We start from the raw sequence: 14,670 nt of genomic DNA on the forward strand, positions 1-14,670 counted from the left end.
TCCTCCCGCTCGGCGGCACGAGCCGCGTGAGCCAGTCGTGCTGCTTGGGGGCTGCGATGCGTGTTCGCCGGCTCGCTGTCGTGTGGGTAGGGCTGACCCTTGCCGCCTGCGATTCGCCGTCGCCCACCGTTTCCGCCGTCACCACGGTCTCCGCGGTCGCCGGTGCGCGGAGCATCGAGTGCGCGAGTGGCGAGGCGCATGTCCTCACGACCGTCTCGCCGGCCTCGGACGACCTCGCGGTGGGCCCGATCAGCTGGCCCGGCCTCCGCTCGTGGGCGACCGCCGACCCGGCCCTCTTCGGCGATCCGGCCACCGGGAACTACAAGGTCGGCGCCCAGGTGCGGGCCGGCGCGGTGGTGACGGTGTCGATTCCGGCCGAGTACGCGAGCGTGGCCGGGCTCGAATACGGGCAGGGCTGGGACTACTCGCCCGCGCCGGCGGTCACGTTCCACGGCTGTGCCGGCTCGGACACGGCGTACATCGGCGGCTTCCACGTGGTGGGCCACCGGTGCGTGCCGCTCGACATCGCGTGGGACGGTCGGCCGCCGACCCGGGTGACGGTCTCCTTCTTCGCCGGCCCGTGCTGATCCCCCGCCTCAGAGCAGGCCGCTGAGGCGATCTCGGCGGCCGTGAGCATCGTCGCGAGGCCGGGCGGGCGTCAAACCGGCTCTAGCCGATCGGCGGCCGGTAGTCGATCTCCATCCAGCGCTCGGGATGCGCGAGCGGCACGAAGCCGGCCTTCGCGTAGACGCCGTGCGCGTCGAGCGTGCTCAGCACCACCCGCTTGATGTCCTGCCGGCCGGCCCAGTCGGCGGCCCAGTCGGCGAGGACGGTGCCGAGGCCGCGGCCACGGTGCGCGGGATCGACGTACACGTCACACAGCCAGGCGAACGTCGCGCTGTCGGACACGATGCGCGCCACCGCGACCTGCTGCCCGCCGGGGGCGTAGAGGCCCACCGGGAACGAGTTGGCGAACGCCCGCTCGATCACCTCGCGCGTGCGGCCCTTGGCCCAGTAGGCGTCCTCGCTGATCCAGCGCACGACGCGGTCCAGGTCGAGGTCGGCCGGGTCCTCGCTCAGGCGATAGTCACTCACCGCCCCAACTCTCGCGGCCGGCCCACGGTCAGGAAATGTCCAATCGTGCAGCCGTGGTCCGTCGCCGGCGGCGTCGGCGGCGCCAGACGTACCCGACCAGCGCCAGCACCACGATCACCGCCGCCACGACGACGTAGCGGCTGACCGCGTGGGCGATCGCCTCGATGTGGTCGCCGGCCAGGTATCCGGCGGTGGACCACACGCCCACCCACAGGGCGGCGCCCAGCGCGTTCCAGACGAGGAAGCGGTGGAACGGCATCCCGGTGACCCCGGCCACGATCCCGTTGAACTGGCGCAGGCCCTCGACGAAGCGGGCCACCACGACGATCTTCGGGCCCTGGCGGGACATGAAGCCCTCGACCTTTTCGAAGCGCGCCGGCGTGAGGCGGACATATCGCCCGAAGCGATGGACGAGGGGCCGCCCGCCGCGACGGCCGATGACGTAGCCGATGCTGTCCCCGATCACGGCGGCCAGGAAGGCGACGACCGCGACCACCAGGATGTTGAAATGACCGCTCCCGGCGTACGCGGAACCGGCGATGATGGCGGTCTCACCCGGCGCCGGAACGCCGAAGCTCTCGATGAAGACGATGCCGGCGATGCCGAAATAGCCGAACTGGTCGATGAGCCCGAGCATCCCGTCACCTCCCCGTTTCGCCTGATAACCACCGTAGGGCGGCGGCCACCCGGGAGCACGCGATCGCGACGACCGTCACGCGTACACGTCGATGATCACCTTTCCGCTGGCGTGACCGGCGCCGATGTACCCGATGGCCTCAGGGACCTCTTCGAGGGTGTAGGTGCGGCCGATCACCGGGGTGACCTTGCCCGCCTCCATCAGCCCGGCCAGCTCCACCAGGTCGGCGCGGCGGTTGCGGGTCAGGATCGGGGCGAGGGTCTGGCCGGTGAACCGGGACAGCACCATCATCTTCAGCGGGCCGAGGAGCGGGCCGGCCCAGTTGCCCCGGATCGGGCCGCCGACCGCGACCAGCACGCCGCGCGGGGTCAGCACGCTGCGGTACTCCGCGAGCGACCTGCTTCCGGCCAGGTCGACCAGCACGTCGTACCGCAGATTGGTCTCGGCGAAGTCGGTGGTGGTGTAGTCGATCACGTGGTCGGCGCCGATCTCGCGGACCATCGCCGTGTTGCGCCCGCTGCACACGGCGGTCACCTCCGCCCCGTACGCCTTGGCGATCTGCACCGCGAACGTGCCGATGCCGCCGCCCGCGCCGTTGATCAGCACCCGCTGCCCGTTTCGCACCCGGCCCTTGTCGCGCAGGGCCTGGATCGCGCTCAACCCGGCGATCGGCGCCGCGGCCGCCTGCGCGAAGCTGAGCCGCGACGGTTTGAGCAGCACCGACCCGTCGTGGCGGACGATCGCATACTCGGCGAACGCGCCGGCCCCGCGCAGGTCGCACGACGCGAACACGGCGTCCCCGGCCCGGAACGCGCTCACGGCGGAGCCCACCGATTCGACCTCACCGGCCAGGTCCACGCCGAGTCCCGTCACTTTAGGACGAGAAAATCCCGATTGTGTACGCACGATGTGCGGCACCCCGCCGACCAGGTGGCAGTCGAGCGGGTTCACGGCGGCGGCGCGCACGCGCACCAGAACCTCCCCCGCGCCGGGGGCGGGCTTGTCGACCTCGCGCACCGCGAGCACGTCCGGCGTGCCGTACCGCTCGTAGCGAATCGCCTTCACGGCGTCATCATGGCAGCTCCCGTCCACAGTGGTCGGCCCCTCTTGCGCGGGGCCGCCGCCGAGGAATATGTTTCTTGGCACAACAAAAGGGGTCGTCGATCTCCCGGCCGAGCCCGGCGGCTTTTCCCTTCCCATGCGCTGTCGTGTCGTCCTTCGACAGCGGGGAGTCCTTCCATGCGTACGTCCCGATGGTTGCGCCGTGCCGGCGCGGCCTCCGCGGCCCTGCTCCTGATCCCGGCGCTCGGCTCCGCCGCAGCGCCCGCCTCCTCCCGCCCCGGCGGCGCCTGGGGCAGCGGCACGCTCACCGACCCCGAGCTCATCTCCCTGGTCGCGGAGATGACGCTCGCCGAGAAGACGGCGATGGTGCACGGCTCGTCCGACACCACCTGCGCCACCACCCTGCCCGAGGGCTGCGTCGGCCAGGCCGGCTGGATCCCGGGCGTGCCCCGGATCGGCGTACCGCCGCTGCGGATGACTGACGGACCGGCCGGCGTGCGGCTCGGTCACGTCGAGACCGCGCTGCCCGCCCCGTCCGGGCTCGCCGCCTCCTTCGACACCGGCGACGCGCTGGCGTACGGCCGCACGATGGGCGCCGCGGCCCGCGCCACCGGCCAGGACGTCTGGCTCGGCCCGATGATCAATGCGGTGAACTTCCCGACCGGCGGCCGCAACTTCGAGACCCTCGGCGAGGACCCGTACCTGGCCGGCGCGCTCGCCGCCGAGCAGGTGCGCGGCGCTCAGGGCGAGGGGCTGATCGCCGAGCTCAAGCACTACATCGAGAACGACTTCGAGAACGGGCGCGGCTCGACCAGCGTCACCATCGACGACCAGACGCTGCACGAGACCGAGCTGCTCGCCTTCCAGGCCGGCATCGACGCCGGCGCCGGCTCGATCATGTGCTCCTACAACCGGATCAACGATCTGTACGGCTGCGGCAACGACACGACGCTGCAGACGATCCTGCGCGAGCAGCTGGCGTTCACCGGTTTCGTGCAGTCCGACTGGGGCGCCGTGCACAAGATGACCGATCTGGTCCGCGGGACCGACATCGAGCAGCCGAGCGCCCGCAACTTCACCGACGCGGCCCTGGCCGACGCGGTCGCGCACGGCACGCCGGCGGTGGCGGCGACGGCCGACTACCCGGCCTACCCGGCGATCTCGGCGGCGCGGTGGCAGCAGGCCCTCGACACCGCCCTGTTCCACATCCTGTCCACGATGAACAAGGCCGGGCTACTGGAGGGCACCCGCTTCGGGTCGCATTTCACCGGTACGCCGGCGCCGTGGGTGCCGCCTCGTCCGCAGCTCGCGTCCCTTCGTTCCGGCGACGCGGCCACGGCCCGCTCCCTGGCCGCGCAGTCCGCGACCCTGCTGAAGAACTCTCGCCAGGTGCTGCCGCTGTCCCCCAAGGACAAGGTCGTCGTGATGGGCCCGTCGGCCGTGGCCTCGTACTACGGCGGCGGCGGTAGTGCCCACGTCATTCCCTACGACGGCTCCGCCTCGCCTTACCAAGCGCTTTCTTCTTCGAGCCCCAAGATCAACTACGTCCCCGGGTACGACCTCGACGGCGCGCTGGTGCCATCGTCGGCGCTGACGGCTCCCGACCCCGCCGAGGGGTACCCGAACTGGACACTCACCGACGCGGACGCGGCCTTCGCCGGGAAGCCCGGCCTGCTGCGCCAGCAGATCACGACCGATCCGGTGGCCCCGGGCGCGCAGCCGGTGCTCGCCGCCGGTGGCACGGATCAGCTCGACGCCACCGTCGACGCGTCCGGGTTGCCGGCTGGGACCGGGTGGCGCTGGTCGGGGACGCTCACCGCGCCCGCCAACCCCGGCGGCACGGGATGGCAGCTCAAGGTGTTCGTGCAGAACCAGGCCGGCTCGCAGCTGTTCATCGACGGCCTGACCACCGCCGAGCGCCGGGTCAACGTCAACGCCTACCCGGCGGCGCCGGCGTCGTCGTACGCGGCGCTCGGCGAGTCGGCGCGGTCGCACGACCTGACGAATCCGGCGCTGCAGCAGGCCACCTACAGCGCGGCGCTGGCCGCCGGGCAGAAGCTGCACCTCGACCTGCGCCTGGTCACGGGCACGCAGCCGGCCAAGATCCAGTTGCGCTGGGTTCCGCCGGACAACGCCGCGCGATCCATAGCCGCTGCCGTAGCCGCGGCCTCGTCGGCCGCCAAGGTCGTGCTCTTCGCGTACGACGAGGGCACCGAGGGATCGGATCGAGGCGGCTCCGACCAGGCCGCGGGCCTGCTGCTGCCCGGGTACCAGAACGACCTGATCACGGCCGTCGCCGCCGCGAACCCGAACACCGTGGTGGTCCTGAACACCGGCGACCCGGTGCTCATGCCGTGGGCGTCGTCCGTCGCGGGGATCCTCGAGATGTGGTACCCCGGCCAGGAGGGCGGCAACGCCACCGCCGACGTGCTGCTCGGCCGGGTCGATCCCGGGGGCCGGCTGCCGGTCACGTTCCCGGCCAGCGCCGCGGAGACGCCGATGTACGACCCCGCGTGCACCGACACGTCGGCCACCGGGAACTGCCCGCGGTACCCCGGGGTGATCGGCCCGTCGGTCTACCTGGCCGGCTCCAACGCCACGTACCGCACACTGACCGGCATGGCCGACAACGGCATCTACCAGGGTTACCGCTGGTACGACAAGCACGGCGTGACGCCGCTGTTCCCGTTCGGGTACGGCCTGTCGTACACCAGCTTCGGCTATTCCGGCCTGCGGGTGAGCCGCTCCCCGGGCGGCGCGATCGACGTGACCTTCACGGTGCGGAACACGGGCTCGCGCGCCGGTTCCGAGGTGCCGCAGGTCTACGTGGGCCCGTCGCCCGATCTGCCCGCGCCGGTGCAGCAGGCCGTACGCAAGCTGGTGGGTTTTGATCGGGTGTCACTGGCACCCGGCCGTTCCACGCAGGTCTCCTTCCACGTGGATCGGCAGCAGCTGTCGTCGTGGTCCGCGGTGGCCGGCCGCTGGCTACCGGGCACCGGCGCCCGCATCGTCACGGTCGGCGGCTCGTCCCGCGATCCCCGCCTGACCGCCACTGTCGTGGTCCACTGAGCCTTCTCTGGGATGGCGCCCCGGTCTGGTCGGACCGGGGCGCCATCCGCCGTTTTTGTCGCAGGCTGGGTCTACCGTGACCCGCATGACCGACGATTACCCGTGGGAGCCACCGCTGGCCGGCACCGAGGCGGAACAGCTGATCGGCGCCCTCGACCGCCTGCGCACCACGTTCCGCTTCAAGGCCGACGACCTCGATGCCGCCGGCCTGAGCGCCCGCCTCGGCGTCTCCACCCTGACCCTGGGCGGCCTGCTGAAACACTTGGCGTCGGTGGAGGACTACTACTCGACCACCAAGCTGCGCGGCGCCCCCATCGGCGAGCCCTGGCAGTCCCTGGGCTGGACGGGCGACAACGAGTGGGAGTTCAGCACCGCCGCGCACGACTCCCCCGAAACGCTGTACTCCCTGTGGGACAGCGCGGTCGACCGAGCCCGCGCCCGCATGACCGACGCCTTGGCCTTCGGCAACCTGAGCCAGCCGATCCACGCCGCCGCCGGCGACGGCACCCACGCCAGCCTCCGCCGCCTGCTCTGCGACCTCCTCGAGGAGTACGGCCGCCACACCGGCCACGCCGACCTCCTGCGCGAAGCCATCGACGGCCGCATCGGCGAAGACCCTCCTCCCGGCTGGCGCGCCAAATCCGGCGACTACCACATGCCCTGACCGGGGGTACGCATGTCAGGTGTCGGCTGGGCACAGGCGGCGGCCACACTTTTCGTGGGTTTCGTCGGCCTGTGGCTGGTCCACAGCTACCGCCGCCAGGCCCGCCTGAAACTGATAGAACGCCAACTCGACGCCTACCAGAAACTGTGGACACTCACCGCCCCCGCGACACCGGAACGCACAACGCCGATGACCGGGCCCGAGAGGGTGGAAGTCCACGACGCGATGGTCAATTGGTACTTCACCGACGGCGACGGCATATTCGCCTCAGCCCCCACCCGAGACATTTTCGTGGCGTTCCGCACCAACCTTGTCTGCCCCGTCGAGTCCATGGTCCCCCGCTCCCTGGCAGCCGACCTGGCACAATTGCCGGCGGCCGACGCGGAACGACGCCGCGGCTGCGTAGCCATCCGCCAGGCGTCCCTGCTGCGAGCCCAGCTGAAAGCCGACCTGTCCCTACATTTCGGCTTGAACTACTACAGCCGCCTGCTCCCCGAAGACCGGGCCTTCCTGACCAGTTGCGGCATATCAACCCGGCGCCGCCCCTGGCGCTCCAGCCCCGTGCGAAAGCCACGGCTCGCGGGAGTCAACAATTGCGTCTGCGGCCTCTGCCCGACAGCCTGACCTCGGCGCTCGCACGTTTTCTCCCAACGGTCGGGTCATTGTCGACCGCCTTGCGACGATGGCGGCGGTCTTATTCGATTTCGGTTCTCGCCTGCTCGATCTGCCGTTCTATCGCGTGGGCTCCGTGCGACTCGGCGATGGCGTAGGCCTCGTCGAGGGTTGCTTTTGCGTCGGCGGGGCGGCCCTGGGCGGCGGCTATGTAGGCCAGGCCGACCATGTTGGCGGCTACGCCCGGTAGGGCACCGATCTGGCGGCGCAGCTGGGACGACTCCTCCAGCCGGTCGCGCGCTTCGTCGAGGCGGCCGGCCATGTGGGCCGCGATGCCCAGGTGGCGCAGCGCCTCGGCCTGGGTCGGCTTGTCGTCGACCGTCGCCGCCAGGCGCAACGAACGCTCCAGCTCCGGGACGGCGATCGTGTTGTCGCGGCGGATGACCTGGTGCAGGCAGCCTATCCAGAACGTGGCCTCGGCCTCGCCGCGCACGTCACCCAAGGCCCGGTACAACGTGGCCGCTCGCTCGAACAGCGACAACTCGGCCGGGTCCTCGACCGGGGACGGCCCGCCGCCGGCACGGTCGTGCAGGAACCGGCCGTGCAGGATCTGGCCGCGGGCCAGCGCGGTGTCGGCCTCCACCGCGTCCAGGCCCCGCTCGGCGTCGGGCAGGCCGCCGGCATCACCGCCGAACACTGCTTGTGCATAGACCGTCTTGACTCGTTCGATCCGATCGTCGGCACTCATCGCCCGCCCCCGCTCCGGCCTCGCCTCACGCGCTCGAGCCGCAGCCTAATCGGCGGTGGGCATCCGGGTGGTCCTCAGAAGGACAGCATTCCGCTGACGAGGGCCTGCCAGGTCATCGGGCCGACGATGCCGTCGACCGACATCGACGGGACGTCGGCGTGGATCGCGGACTGGAATCCGCGTACGGCGGCATCGGTTTTGGGTCCGAAAATGCCGTCGACCGCGAGACCTTTCGACGGGTCGCCGGAGAGGTTGCGGAACTGGAACTCCTCCTGCACGCCGCGCACGGCGTCGCCCTGGGCGCCCTGCTTGACCTCGATGATCAGCGCGCCCCAGGTTTTCGGGCCGACGATGCCGTCGACCGTCAGGGCCTTGTCGTGCTGGAAGGCGCGGACCGCGGTGTCGGTCTGCGGCCCGAAGTCGCCGTCGACCGTCACCGTCTTGCCGTGCGCCCGCAGCAGGTATTGCAGGGTGGTTACCGGGTGTTCGTTGGCGCCCTGGCTGATCTGGGGCCACGGGCTCAGTGTGCCGGCCATGCGAATCGCCTCCTTGCGCCCTGTCTTACCGCCCGGCCCGCCTCCTGTCGCCGTTACTGTCCTTGATCTATGGGGACCGTCTTACGCCCCGACCGTCAGCACGAGCTTTCCGCGCAGGCCACCGGCCAGTACGCGCCGATGGGCGTCGGCCGCCTCGGTCAGCGGCATGGTGGCCGCGACCCGGGTGCGCAGCCGTCCGGCCGCCACCTGCCCCACCAGGTCGGCCAGCAGCTCACGGTCGAGGTGGATGAGCTGCATGTCCTGGCGCACACCGCGGGACGGAACGAGGGCCGGGGTGGGCCGCGTGGCGACCACGACTCCCCTGTTCTCAGCGGCGGCGGCCGCGGCCAGGCCGATGGGGACCGCGTCGAACACCGCGGCGACCGGGCCCACCGCGGCCAGATCGGCGGAGCGGGCGATCACCTCGTGGGCGCCGAGATCACGCACCCATTGCTCATCCCCGTCGCAGGCCTGGGCCAGGACGCGATAGCCGCCCTGCGCGGCCAGCTGGGTGACGAAGCCGCCGACCCCGCCGCTCGCACCGGTGACCAGAATGCTGCTGCCGGGCGGAAGCATGGCCCTGGACACCAGCGCCAGCCCCTGGTGAGCGGTCTGGGCGTTGAGCGGCACCGTGGCCGCGGGCACGAAGTCGAGCTCGTCGGGCAGCGGCACCAGCCAGCCCGCGTCGACGGCCACGAGCTCGGCATAGCCACCGGGCGCGCCGCGGGTCTGGTACCACGGGATCATCCCGGCGACCCGGTCGCCCACCCGGAAATCCGCCGTGTCGGGGCCGACCGCGGCAACCTCGCCGGCGATGTCCCACCCGGGGAGGAACGGCGGCTTGTCCGGCCCGCGAGGGATCTCGCCGGTGGTGGCGGCGACGTCGGCCGGGTGCACGCACACGGCGCGAACCCGGACGACCACCTGCCCGGACCCCGCCTGGGGCTCGGGCAGTTCAGTGACCTGCAACACCTCAGGACCGCCAAGCGCGGCCGCGATGACCCCCAGCACGCGTCCACTATAGACCGCGCCCCGGAATCCATTTGCCCCGGTGACCGGGTGACTACGCCGCGGGTGCGTACTGGAGTTCGACCTTGGCGTTGGCCAGAGTGCCAAGGATGCCGACCGGACCTGCCGACGCGATCGGGGACCGCGGGACGAAGCGGCCCTCGGTGGAATCGATGCTGCGCAGCCTTCCGGCTCAGCACCGGGAGGTCATCGTCGCGACGTACTTCCGTCACCGGACGACCGACGAGGCCGCGCACCTGCTCGGCATCGCCCCGGGCACGGTGAAGGCCCGGCTCTACCAGGCGATGCGTGACCTGTCCGAGATGGCGGCGATCGGCTGGCCGGACCGGGCCGGGGCAGAAGGACCTCTCAGGTGAGCTGCTCGGCCAGCCCGACGACGATGCCCTCGGGCCCGCGGAGGTAGCAGAGCCGGTAGATGTTCTCGTACTGCGCGATCTCCCCCACGAGTTCGGCGCCGTGGGCGCGCAGGCGGGCGACGACGTCGTCGATGTCGTCCACCGCGAACATGACGCGGCGAATGCCCAGCGTGTTGGCCGGTGCGTTCCTCGGCTCGGCGCCGATCGCCTTCGGCGTGTGGAACATCGCCAGCTCGATCCGGCCGTGGCCGTCCGGGGTCCGCAACATCGCGACATCCTGCCGTACGTCGTCGATCCCGATCACCCGCTCGACCCACGGCCCCTCGACCGGGCCCTTGCCCTCCAGCTCCATGCCGAGCTCGACGAAGAACGCGATGACCGCGTCGATGTCCTCGACAACGATGAGCACGTTGTCCATCCGCTGGATCGTCATGCCGGGTCTCCTTCAGGTCGTACGGCCGCGGTGGCCCACCCCTGGGACGGAGCCGGCCGGCAGTTCTCGACAAGCGTGGAGAACACATGCTCCACGTGGTCTCCAAGGACCCTAGGCGAGGCGCGCGCAGTGTCGTTCTCATGAGTGAGAGCGAGGACGAGGCCGATGTGGTCGTGGTCGGTGGACGGTCCGCCGGCGCCGCGACCGCGATGCTGCTGGGCCGGCTCGGCCATCGGGTGACGGTGGTGGAGCGGTCCCGGATCCCGAGCGACACGCTCTCCACGCACGGCATCGCTCGTGGTGGCGTCGTCCAGCTGGCCCGCTGGGGTCTGCTCGACCGGGTGCTGGCCAGCGGCGCGCCCTGCCTGCGCGAGGTGCTGTTCCGGGCCGGGGACGCCGAGGAGGTGCGAACGGTCAGACCACGGGCCGGAGTCGATGGTCTGATCGCTCCGCGCCGTCACATCCTCGACGGCATCCTGGCCGAGGCGGCGGTCGGGGCGGGAGCCAGGTTCCGGACCGGGCTGACCGCGCATGCGCTGATCCGCGGCGGTGACGGCCGGGTGCGGGGCGTGCGCGCCCGCTCCACGGATGGCGAGCAGGTGAGTCTGCCGGCGAGGATCGTCGTCGGCGCCGACGGGGTCCGGTCGCGGATGGCGGTGCTGTGTGGTTCGGCGGTACGGGAGTCATACCCCGCCGACAACGCGACGTTCTACCTGTACGTGGGCGGGACTTCCTGGCCACGCCTGGAGTACCACGCCGGGGAGTTGGCGAGCGGGCACACCGGGTTCGCCGGTGTCTTCCCCACCCATGGCGGCGAGGCCTGCGTGTGGGTGTGCTGCCCGGCCCCGATGGTCGCCGGAGTGCGCGGCGGCGCGGTGGAGTCCTTCTTCCGCCTGCTCGCGTCGGTGTCACCCTCCCTGGCCGCGCGGGCACGGGCCGGGCGGGTCACCTCCCGGGTCCGCGGCGCCGTGCGGCTGCCCAACCAGATCCGCCGGGCGACCGGCCCCGGCTGGGCGCTGGTCGGGGACGCCGGTTGCCACCGCGATCCGATCACCGGGCACGGCATCACCGACGCGTTCCGCGACGCCGAGCTCCTGGCCGGCGGCATCGATGCGTACCTGTGCGGTGATGTTGTTGATTTGTCCGGTTATGAAACCGCTCGCGATGCCGCCCTCCGGGAGACGTTCGACATCACTTGCGCGATGAGCCGATACCCGCCGCTGCCCGAGTTCGCCGAGCTGCAACTGCGGCTGGGCCGAGCGCTGAACACCGAGGCGGACCACCTCGCCTCGCTGCCATGGACCGTGACCGCCTGAGGCGGTCGGAGAAAGGAGCACGTCATGTCCATCAACGGTGTCGACACCAAGACGCTCTTCGCCACGATCGACGCGGTGAAGGGGCAGCCGGAGCTGGCGAAGTTCCAGTTCCGGGCCAGCAACCGCTGGGTCAACGGCACGCACAACCGCACGACCGTCAACGGCTACTACGGCACCGGGCAGGAGTTCACCCGGGACGCCGACCACCACTACGACGCCGATCACCCGCCGGTCCTCACCGGTTCCGACCAGGGGCCGACCCCGGTCGAGTTCCTCCTGCACGCGCTGGCGGCCTGCCTGACCAGTGGTCTGGCCAATATCGCGGCGGCGCGGGGCATCGGTCTGACCGAAGTGACCTCGACCGTGGAGGGCGACATCGACCTGCGCGGCATCCTCGGCCTGGACCCCACGGTCCGCAACGGGTTCGACGCCATCCGGATCAGCTTCGCGGTCCGCGGCGAAGGCACGCCGGAACAGTTGCAGGGCCTGGTCGAGCAGGCACGGGCCCGCTCGGCCGTCTTCGACATGCTGACCAACCCGGTACGGGTCAGCGTGGAGGCGAAAGCCGTTTAGCGCACCGGAATCGCCGGCCGGTAGGCGTTGTCACCGGCCGGCGTGAACGCCAGTCCGGAGCCGGCCACGAGGTCGCGCACGGCCGGCGACACGAGCAGTTGTCCCGGTTCGGCCCGCTCGGCGAGCGCGACGGCAGCGCCGACACCCGGCCCGTCGATGACCGCTCCGGTCCGCGGCACCTCGGCGATCTGCAGGCCGAACCGCGTGCTCGCGCCGTCCGGTCCGGCGAGCACCGACAGCGCCTCCCGGATCGCCGTGACCGGTCCGTCGTACACGATGATGGTTTGCCCGCCGGGGGTGCTCGCCACCCGGCCCGCGGACGGCGCGACCGTGCCGGGTCCGAGGCGGGCCAGCACCGCGGCGAGGGCCCGTGGTGGCGCCGGCGCCGGCCCGAGATCGGCGAGGAACAGCTCCACCTGGTCGAGGATCTGGTGGGCGTCGACGGCGACGAAGTGGTCCGCGCCGGACAGCTCCACGAACCGCGCGCCGGGGATGTGCTCGGCCAGGTACCGGCCCTCCTCGACGTGGCTGTCCCGGTCGCCGCGGCGATGCATGACAAGTGCCGGCACCCCCACCGAACCGAGCGCCCCGCGTACGTCGATCAACGAGTTCATGGCGAGCAGCGCGCGTACGGTCGACGGGGTTGCCGCCGCTCGGGCGCGGCGGCCCCACCAGTGCGCCATCGCGTCGTCGGCCGACGGGCACATGGTGCGCATGTCGGCCTCCCAGCTCCACTCGGCGGCCAGCCGATCCATGTACTGCCGCCGCTCCTCGGGATCGTGCGCCCAGGGATAGTCGTCCGTGCGCAGCCGCCGGGCGTAGGAGCCGTAGAGCACCAGCGCCTCGACCCGCTCCGGGTGCATGGCCGCCATCAGGACCGACATCGGCCCGCCCTCGGAGTACCCGAACAGCACCGCCCGCGCCGAACCGGCCGCGTCCATCACGGCCAGCACGTCGCGCATCCGGGTCTCCATGTCCGGGAGATCCACCGGCCGGTCGGACATGCCGGTCCCCCGCTTGTCGAACCGGATGAGCCGGCCGAACGAGCCCAGCCGCTCGAGGAAGGCGGCGTGCCGCGGGTCGGCCCAGTCGAACTCCAGGTGCGAGATGAACCCGGACACCAGCACGATGTCGCGGTCGCCGCTTCCGGTGGTCTGGTACGCGATCTGCAGCCCATCGGCCGACGCGTACCGCACCGACTCCTGACCGGGCGCCGGCGCCGGCTCGCGCACCCGGGCCGCCCCCACGAACCGGTAGCCGTGGCCGTGCACGGTCCGGATGAGCAGCTGCGCCCGCCCGTTGTCGCCGACCGCCTGCCGGGCCTGCTTGATCCGGCTGGTGACCGCGGTCTCGCTGACGAACCGGCCGCCCCAGACGTTGTCCATCAGTTCCGTCTTGGGCACGACCCGGTCGCGGTGGTTCACCAGATAGGCCAGCACCTCGAAGACCTGCGGCTCGACCGGCACGCGTACGCCGGAACGCCGCAGCTCCACCTGCGACAGGTCGAGCTCGTAGTCCCCGAAGCCGACAATCATGCGCCGACCGTAATCCCGGCGGCGCCGGGATCGGCTCAGCCTGGCGGCCAGCCGACAGCCGACGGCGGCGCGCCCGCCTGCGCGCGCCGCCGCGGCCTCAATCGACGAGGCTCCGGCGGGCCCCACGTCGCGGAATCCGCCAGCCGTCTCGAGAACTACTGGAAACCGCCGATCGCGAAGCCGAGCCGGCCCATCTCGTCTGTCTTGACAAGTATTGTCCGGTTCCCGCCAGCCTTGGCCGCGCCGGGAACCGACGGCCCACCGGGTACGAATTCGTCGTTCGTGTTGAACCGGATCTTCGTCCCGCTCTGCCAGACGTATGCCAATGGCCGGCCACCGACCAGGATGACCGCGTGTTTCACCGCGTACTGCTCGGGGTTGTCCGCCCAGGGGATCCACATGTCGGCGTCGTCGCTCTGGCCGGCCGGGATGCGATAATGATCCTGTCGGCTCTGGCTGCCGTCCAGCTTCCACACCTCGAGTTCTTCGCCGGTCTCGTTCCGCCACCGCTTCACGTTGGTGACTCCGTAGGTGAGCTCGGCCCATTCCAACCCCAGTTTGTCCTTGTTGGCCCAAATCCAGGCGCCGACCGCGACGACGACGTCGATCGTGCTCATGTCGCCACCTCTCCCTTGGTCTCGTCCGCGAGCTTGCCAGCCGAAGTCGCCTTCTCGATCAGAGGCGCGATGTTCGTTTCCTTCGCGAACCCCTTGTACGTAGCGATCGCGGAGACAAACACCGTGAGGATCGCGGCAACCAGCGATCGCGGCCCGTCAAGGGTCGTGAAATCCAGCTCGCCGAAGTACCACGAGGCAGCGCCACCAACCAACACCGCATAGGCGAACGTCAGCCATGCCCGCCGCCTGGTCGGCCACCGGGGCTGTTGGAGCACCGGGATCACGAACGTGGCGGACAGGAATCCCACCACCAGGCTCCAGGTCTCGACATCGGACACCTTCATCTCCTTCCGGGTTCGGCGCTGAGCGCGCCTCGCCATTCACGGTG

The 14,670-nt window shown here is 71.1% G+C and carries 17 protein-coding genes; 7 read left to right on the forward strand and 10 right to left on the reverse strand.

The window, feature by feature from the left end:
• Positions 1–56 precede the first annotated feature (56 nt).
• The gene (locus tag A3CQ_RS0143730) at positions 57–587 is read left to right on the forward strand and encodes a hypothetical protein (RefSeq protein ID WP_020517304.1); all 531 of its coding nucleotides are present in this window, start codon (positions 57–59) and stop codon (positions 585–587) included.
• Positions 588–669: 82 nt separating this feature from the next.
• Here the strand turns inward: A3CQ_RS0143730 and A3CQ_RS0143735 are convergent, their stop codons facing one another.
• From A3CQ_RS0143735 to A3CQ_RS0143745, 3 genes are all read right to left on the reverse strand, one after another.
• Positions 670–1,095, reverse strand: coding sequence for a GNAT family N-acetyltransferase (locus A3CQ_RS0143735; RefSeq protein WP_020517305.1), 426 nt, complete (start codon positions 1,093–1,095; stop codon positions 670–672).
• 28 nt (positions 1,096–1,123) lie between these two features.
• Entirely contained in the window at positions 1,124–1,732 is a 609-nt protein-coding gene (locus A3CQ_RS0143740; RefSeq protein ID WP_020517306.1) for a DedA family protein, read from the reverse strand.
• 75 nt (positions 1,733–1,807) lie between these two features.
• The gene (locus A3CQ_RS0143745; RefSeq protein ID WP_020517307.1) at positions 1,808–2,797 is read right to left on the reverse strand and encodes an NAD(P)-dependent alcohol dehydrogenase; all 990 of its coding nucleotides are present in this window, start codon (positions 2,795–2,797) and stop codon (positions 1,808–1,810) included.
• A gap of 174 nt (positions 2,798–2,971) precedes the next feature.
• On the opposite strand from A3CQ_RS0143745, the gene A3CQ_RS0143750 reads away from it, so the two are divergent.
• The 3 genes from A3CQ_RS0143750 (at position 2,972) to A3CQ_RS0143760 (ending at position 7,151) form a co-directional block, all read left to right on the forward strand.
• Positions 2,972–5,863 carry a beta-glucosidase family protein gene (locus tag A3CQ_RS0143750; RefSeq protein WP_169516362.1) on the forward strand — a complete coding sequence of 964 codons (2,892 nt, stop codon included), beginning with the start codon at positions 2,972–2,974 and terminating at the stop codon, positions 5,861–5,863.
• Positions 5,864–5,948: 85 nt separating this feature from the next.
• A complete protein-coding gene (locus A3CQ_RS0143755; RefSeq protein WP_020517309.1) occupies positions 5,949–6,527 on the forward strand; it encodes a mycothiol transferase in 579 nt (192 codons plus the stop codon).
• A gap of 12 nt (positions 6,528–6,539) precedes the next feature.
• Positions 6,540–7,151 (forward strand): hypothetical protein, encoded by a 612-nt coding sequence (locus A3CQ_RS0143760; RefSeq protein ID WP_020517310.1) that lies wholly within the window; start codon positions 6,540–6,542, stop codon positions 7,149–7,151.
• A 70-nt stretch (positions 7,152–7,221) separates the two neighbouring features.
• On the opposite strand, the gene A3CQ_RS0143765 is transcribed toward A3CQ_RS0143760, so the two are convergent.
• The 3 genes from A3CQ_RS0143765 to A3CQ_RS0143775 form a co-directional block, all read right to left on the reverse strand.
• Positions 7,222–7,887: a tetratricopeptide repeat protein gene (locus tag A3CQ_RS0143765; protein ID WP_026206857.1), complete on the reverse strand. Its 666-nt coding sequence runs from the start codon at positions 7,885–7,887 to the stop codon at positions 7,222–7,224.
• Between the two features lie 74 nt (positions 7,888–7,961).
• Positions 7,962–8,423, reverse strand: coding sequence for a peptidoglycan-binding domain-containing protein (locus A3CQ_RS0143770; protein WP_020517312.1), 462 nt, complete (start codon positions 8,421–8,423; stop codon positions 7,962–7,964).
• Between the two features lie 81 nt (positions 8,424–8,504).
• Complete coding sequence (locus A3CQ_RS0143775; RefSeq protein WP_020517313.1) at positions 8,505–9,434, reverse strand: NADP-dependent oxidoreductase; 930 nt, start codon at positions 9,432–9,434, stop codon at positions 8,505–8,507.
• Between the two features lie 107 nt (positions 9,435–9,541).
• On the opposite strand from A3CQ_RS0143775, the gene A3CQ_RS0143780 reads away from it, so the two are divergent.
• The gene (locus A3CQ_RS0143780; protein ID WP_157297036.1) at positions 9,542–9,808 is read left to right on the forward strand and encodes a sigma factor-like helix-turn-helix DNA-binding protein; all 267 of its coding nucleotides are present in this window, start codon (positions 9,542–9,544) and stop codon (positions 9,806–9,808) included.
• Here the strand turns inward: A3CQ_RS0143780 and A3CQ_RS0143785 are convergent.
• Positions 9,801–10,241: a VOC family protein gene (locus tag A3CQ_RS0143785; protein ID WP_020517315.1), complete on the reverse strand. Its 441-nt coding sequence runs from the start codon at positions 10,239–10,241 to the stop codon at positions 9,801–9,803. The two genes, A3CQ_RS0143780 and A3CQ_RS0143785, sit on opposite strands and share 8 nt — an antisense overlap.
• Positions 10,242–10,381: 140 nt before the next feature.
• Here A3CQ_RS0143785 and A3CQ_RS56165 point away from each other — a divergent pair, with 140 nt between their 5' ends.
• Both A3CQ_RS56165 and A3CQ_RS0143795 read left to right on the forward strand, forming a co-directional pair.
• Positions 10,382–11,557 (forward strand): NAD(P)/FAD-dependent oxidoreductase, encoded by a 1,176-nt coding sequence (locus A3CQ_RS56165; protein WP_020517316.1) that lies wholly within the window; start codon positions 10,382–10,384, stop codon positions 11,555–11,557.
• Between the two features lie 24 nt (positions 11,558–11,581).
• Positions 11,582–12,130: an OsmC family protein gene (locus tag A3CQ_RS0143795; protein ID WP_020517317.1), complete on the forward strand. Its 549-nt coding sequence runs from the start codon at positions 11,582–11,584 to the stop codon at positions 12,128–12,130.
• On the opposite strand, the gene A3CQ_RS59865 is transcribed toward A3CQ_RS0143795, so the two are convergent.
• From A3CQ_RS59865 to A3CQ_RS0143810, 3 genes are all read right to left on the reverse strand, one after another.
• Positions 12,127–13,665, reverse strand: a complete 1,539-nt coding sequence (locus A3CQ_RS59865; protein WP_020517318.1) for an alpha/beta hydrolase — start codon at positions 13,663–13,665, stop codon at positions 12,127–12,129. The two genes, A3CQ_RS0143795 and A3CQ_RS59865, sit on opposite strands and share 4 nt — an antisense overlap.
• Positions 13,666–13,820: 155 nt before the next feature.
• Positions 13,821–14,282 (reverse strand): hypothetical protein, encoded by a 462-nt coding sequence (locus A3CQ_RS61885; protein WP_020517319.1) that lies wholly within the window; start codon positions 14,280–14,282, stop codon positions 13,821–13,823.
• A complete protein-coding gene (locus tag A3CQ_RS0143810; protein WP_157297037.1) occupies positions 14,279–14,620 on the reverse strand; it encodes a hypothetical protein in 342 nt (113 codons plus the stop codon). Before A3CQ_RS0143810 ends, A3CQ_RS61885 begins: the two co-directional genes overlap by 4 nt.
• Positions 14,621–14,670: the final 50 nt, after the last annotated feature.

The organism is Paractinoplanes globisporus DSM 43857 (assembly GCF_000379645.1).
Classification (GTDB): Bacteria; Actinomycetota; Actinomycetes; order Mycobacteriales; family Micromonosporaceae; genus Actinoplanes; species Actinoplanes globisporus.

What these genes read in the sequence shown, in the direction of transcription:
- A3CQ_RS0143795 (WP_020517317.1), top strand. Translation starts at nt 11,582, where the DNA reads ATGTCCATCAACGGTGTCGACACCAAGACGCTCTTCGCCACGATCGAC.
- A3CQ_RS56165 (WP_020517316.1), top strand. Translation starts at nt 10,382, where the DNA reads ATGAGTGAGAGCGAGGACGAGGCCGATGTGGTCGTGGTCGGTGGACGG.
- A3CQ_RS0143780 (WP_157297036.1), top strand. Translation starts at nt 9,542, where the DNA reads ATGCCGACCGGACCTGCCGACGCGATCGGGGACCGCGGGACGAAGCGG.
- A3CQ_RS0143755 (WP_020517309.1), top strand. Translation starts at nt 5,949, where the DNA reads ATGACCGACGATTACCCGTGGGAGCCACCGCTGGCCGGCACCGAGGCG.
- A3CQ_RS0143760 (WP_020517310.1), top strand. Translation starts at nt 6,540, where the DNA reads ATGTCAGGTGTCGGCTGGGCACAGGCGGCGGCCACACTTTTCGTGGGT.
- A3CQ_RS59865 (WP_020517318.1), bottom strand. Translation starts at nt 13,665, where the DNA reads ATGATTGTCGGCTTCGGGGACTACGAGCTCGACCTGTCGCAGGTGGAG.
- A3CQ_RS0143765 (WP_026206857.1), bottom strand. Translation starts at nt 7,887, where the DNA reads ATGAGTGCCGACGATCGGATCGAACGAGTCAAGACGGTCTATGCACAA.
- A3CQ_RS0143740 (WP_020517306.1), bottom strand. Translation starts at nt 1,732, where the DNA reads ATGCTCGGGCTCATCGACCAGTTCGGCTATTTCGGCATCGCCGGCATC.
- A3CQ_RS0143750 (WP_169516362.1), top strand. Translation starts at nt 2,972, where the DNA reads ATGCGTACGTCCCGATGGTTGCGCCGTGCCGGCGCGGCCTCCGCGGCC.
- A3CQ_RS0143785 (WP_020517315.1), bottom strand. Translation starts at nt 10,241, where the DNA reads ATGACGATCCAGCGGATGGACAACGTGCTCATCGTTGTCGAGGACATC.
- A3CQ_RS0143730 (WP_020517304.1), top strand. Translation starts at nt 57, where the DNA reads ATGCGTGTTCGCCGGCTCGCTGTCGTGTGGGTAGGGCTGACCCTTGCC.
- A3CQ_RS0143770 (WP_020517312.1), bottom strand. Translation starts at nt 8,423, where the DNA reads ATGGCCGGCACACTGAGCCCGTGGCCCCAGATCAGCCAGGGCGCCAAC.
- A3CQ_RS61885 (WP_020517319.1), bottom strand. Translation starts at nt 14,282, where the DNA reads ATGAGCACGATCGACGTCGTCGTCGCGGTCGGCGCCTGGATTTGGGCC.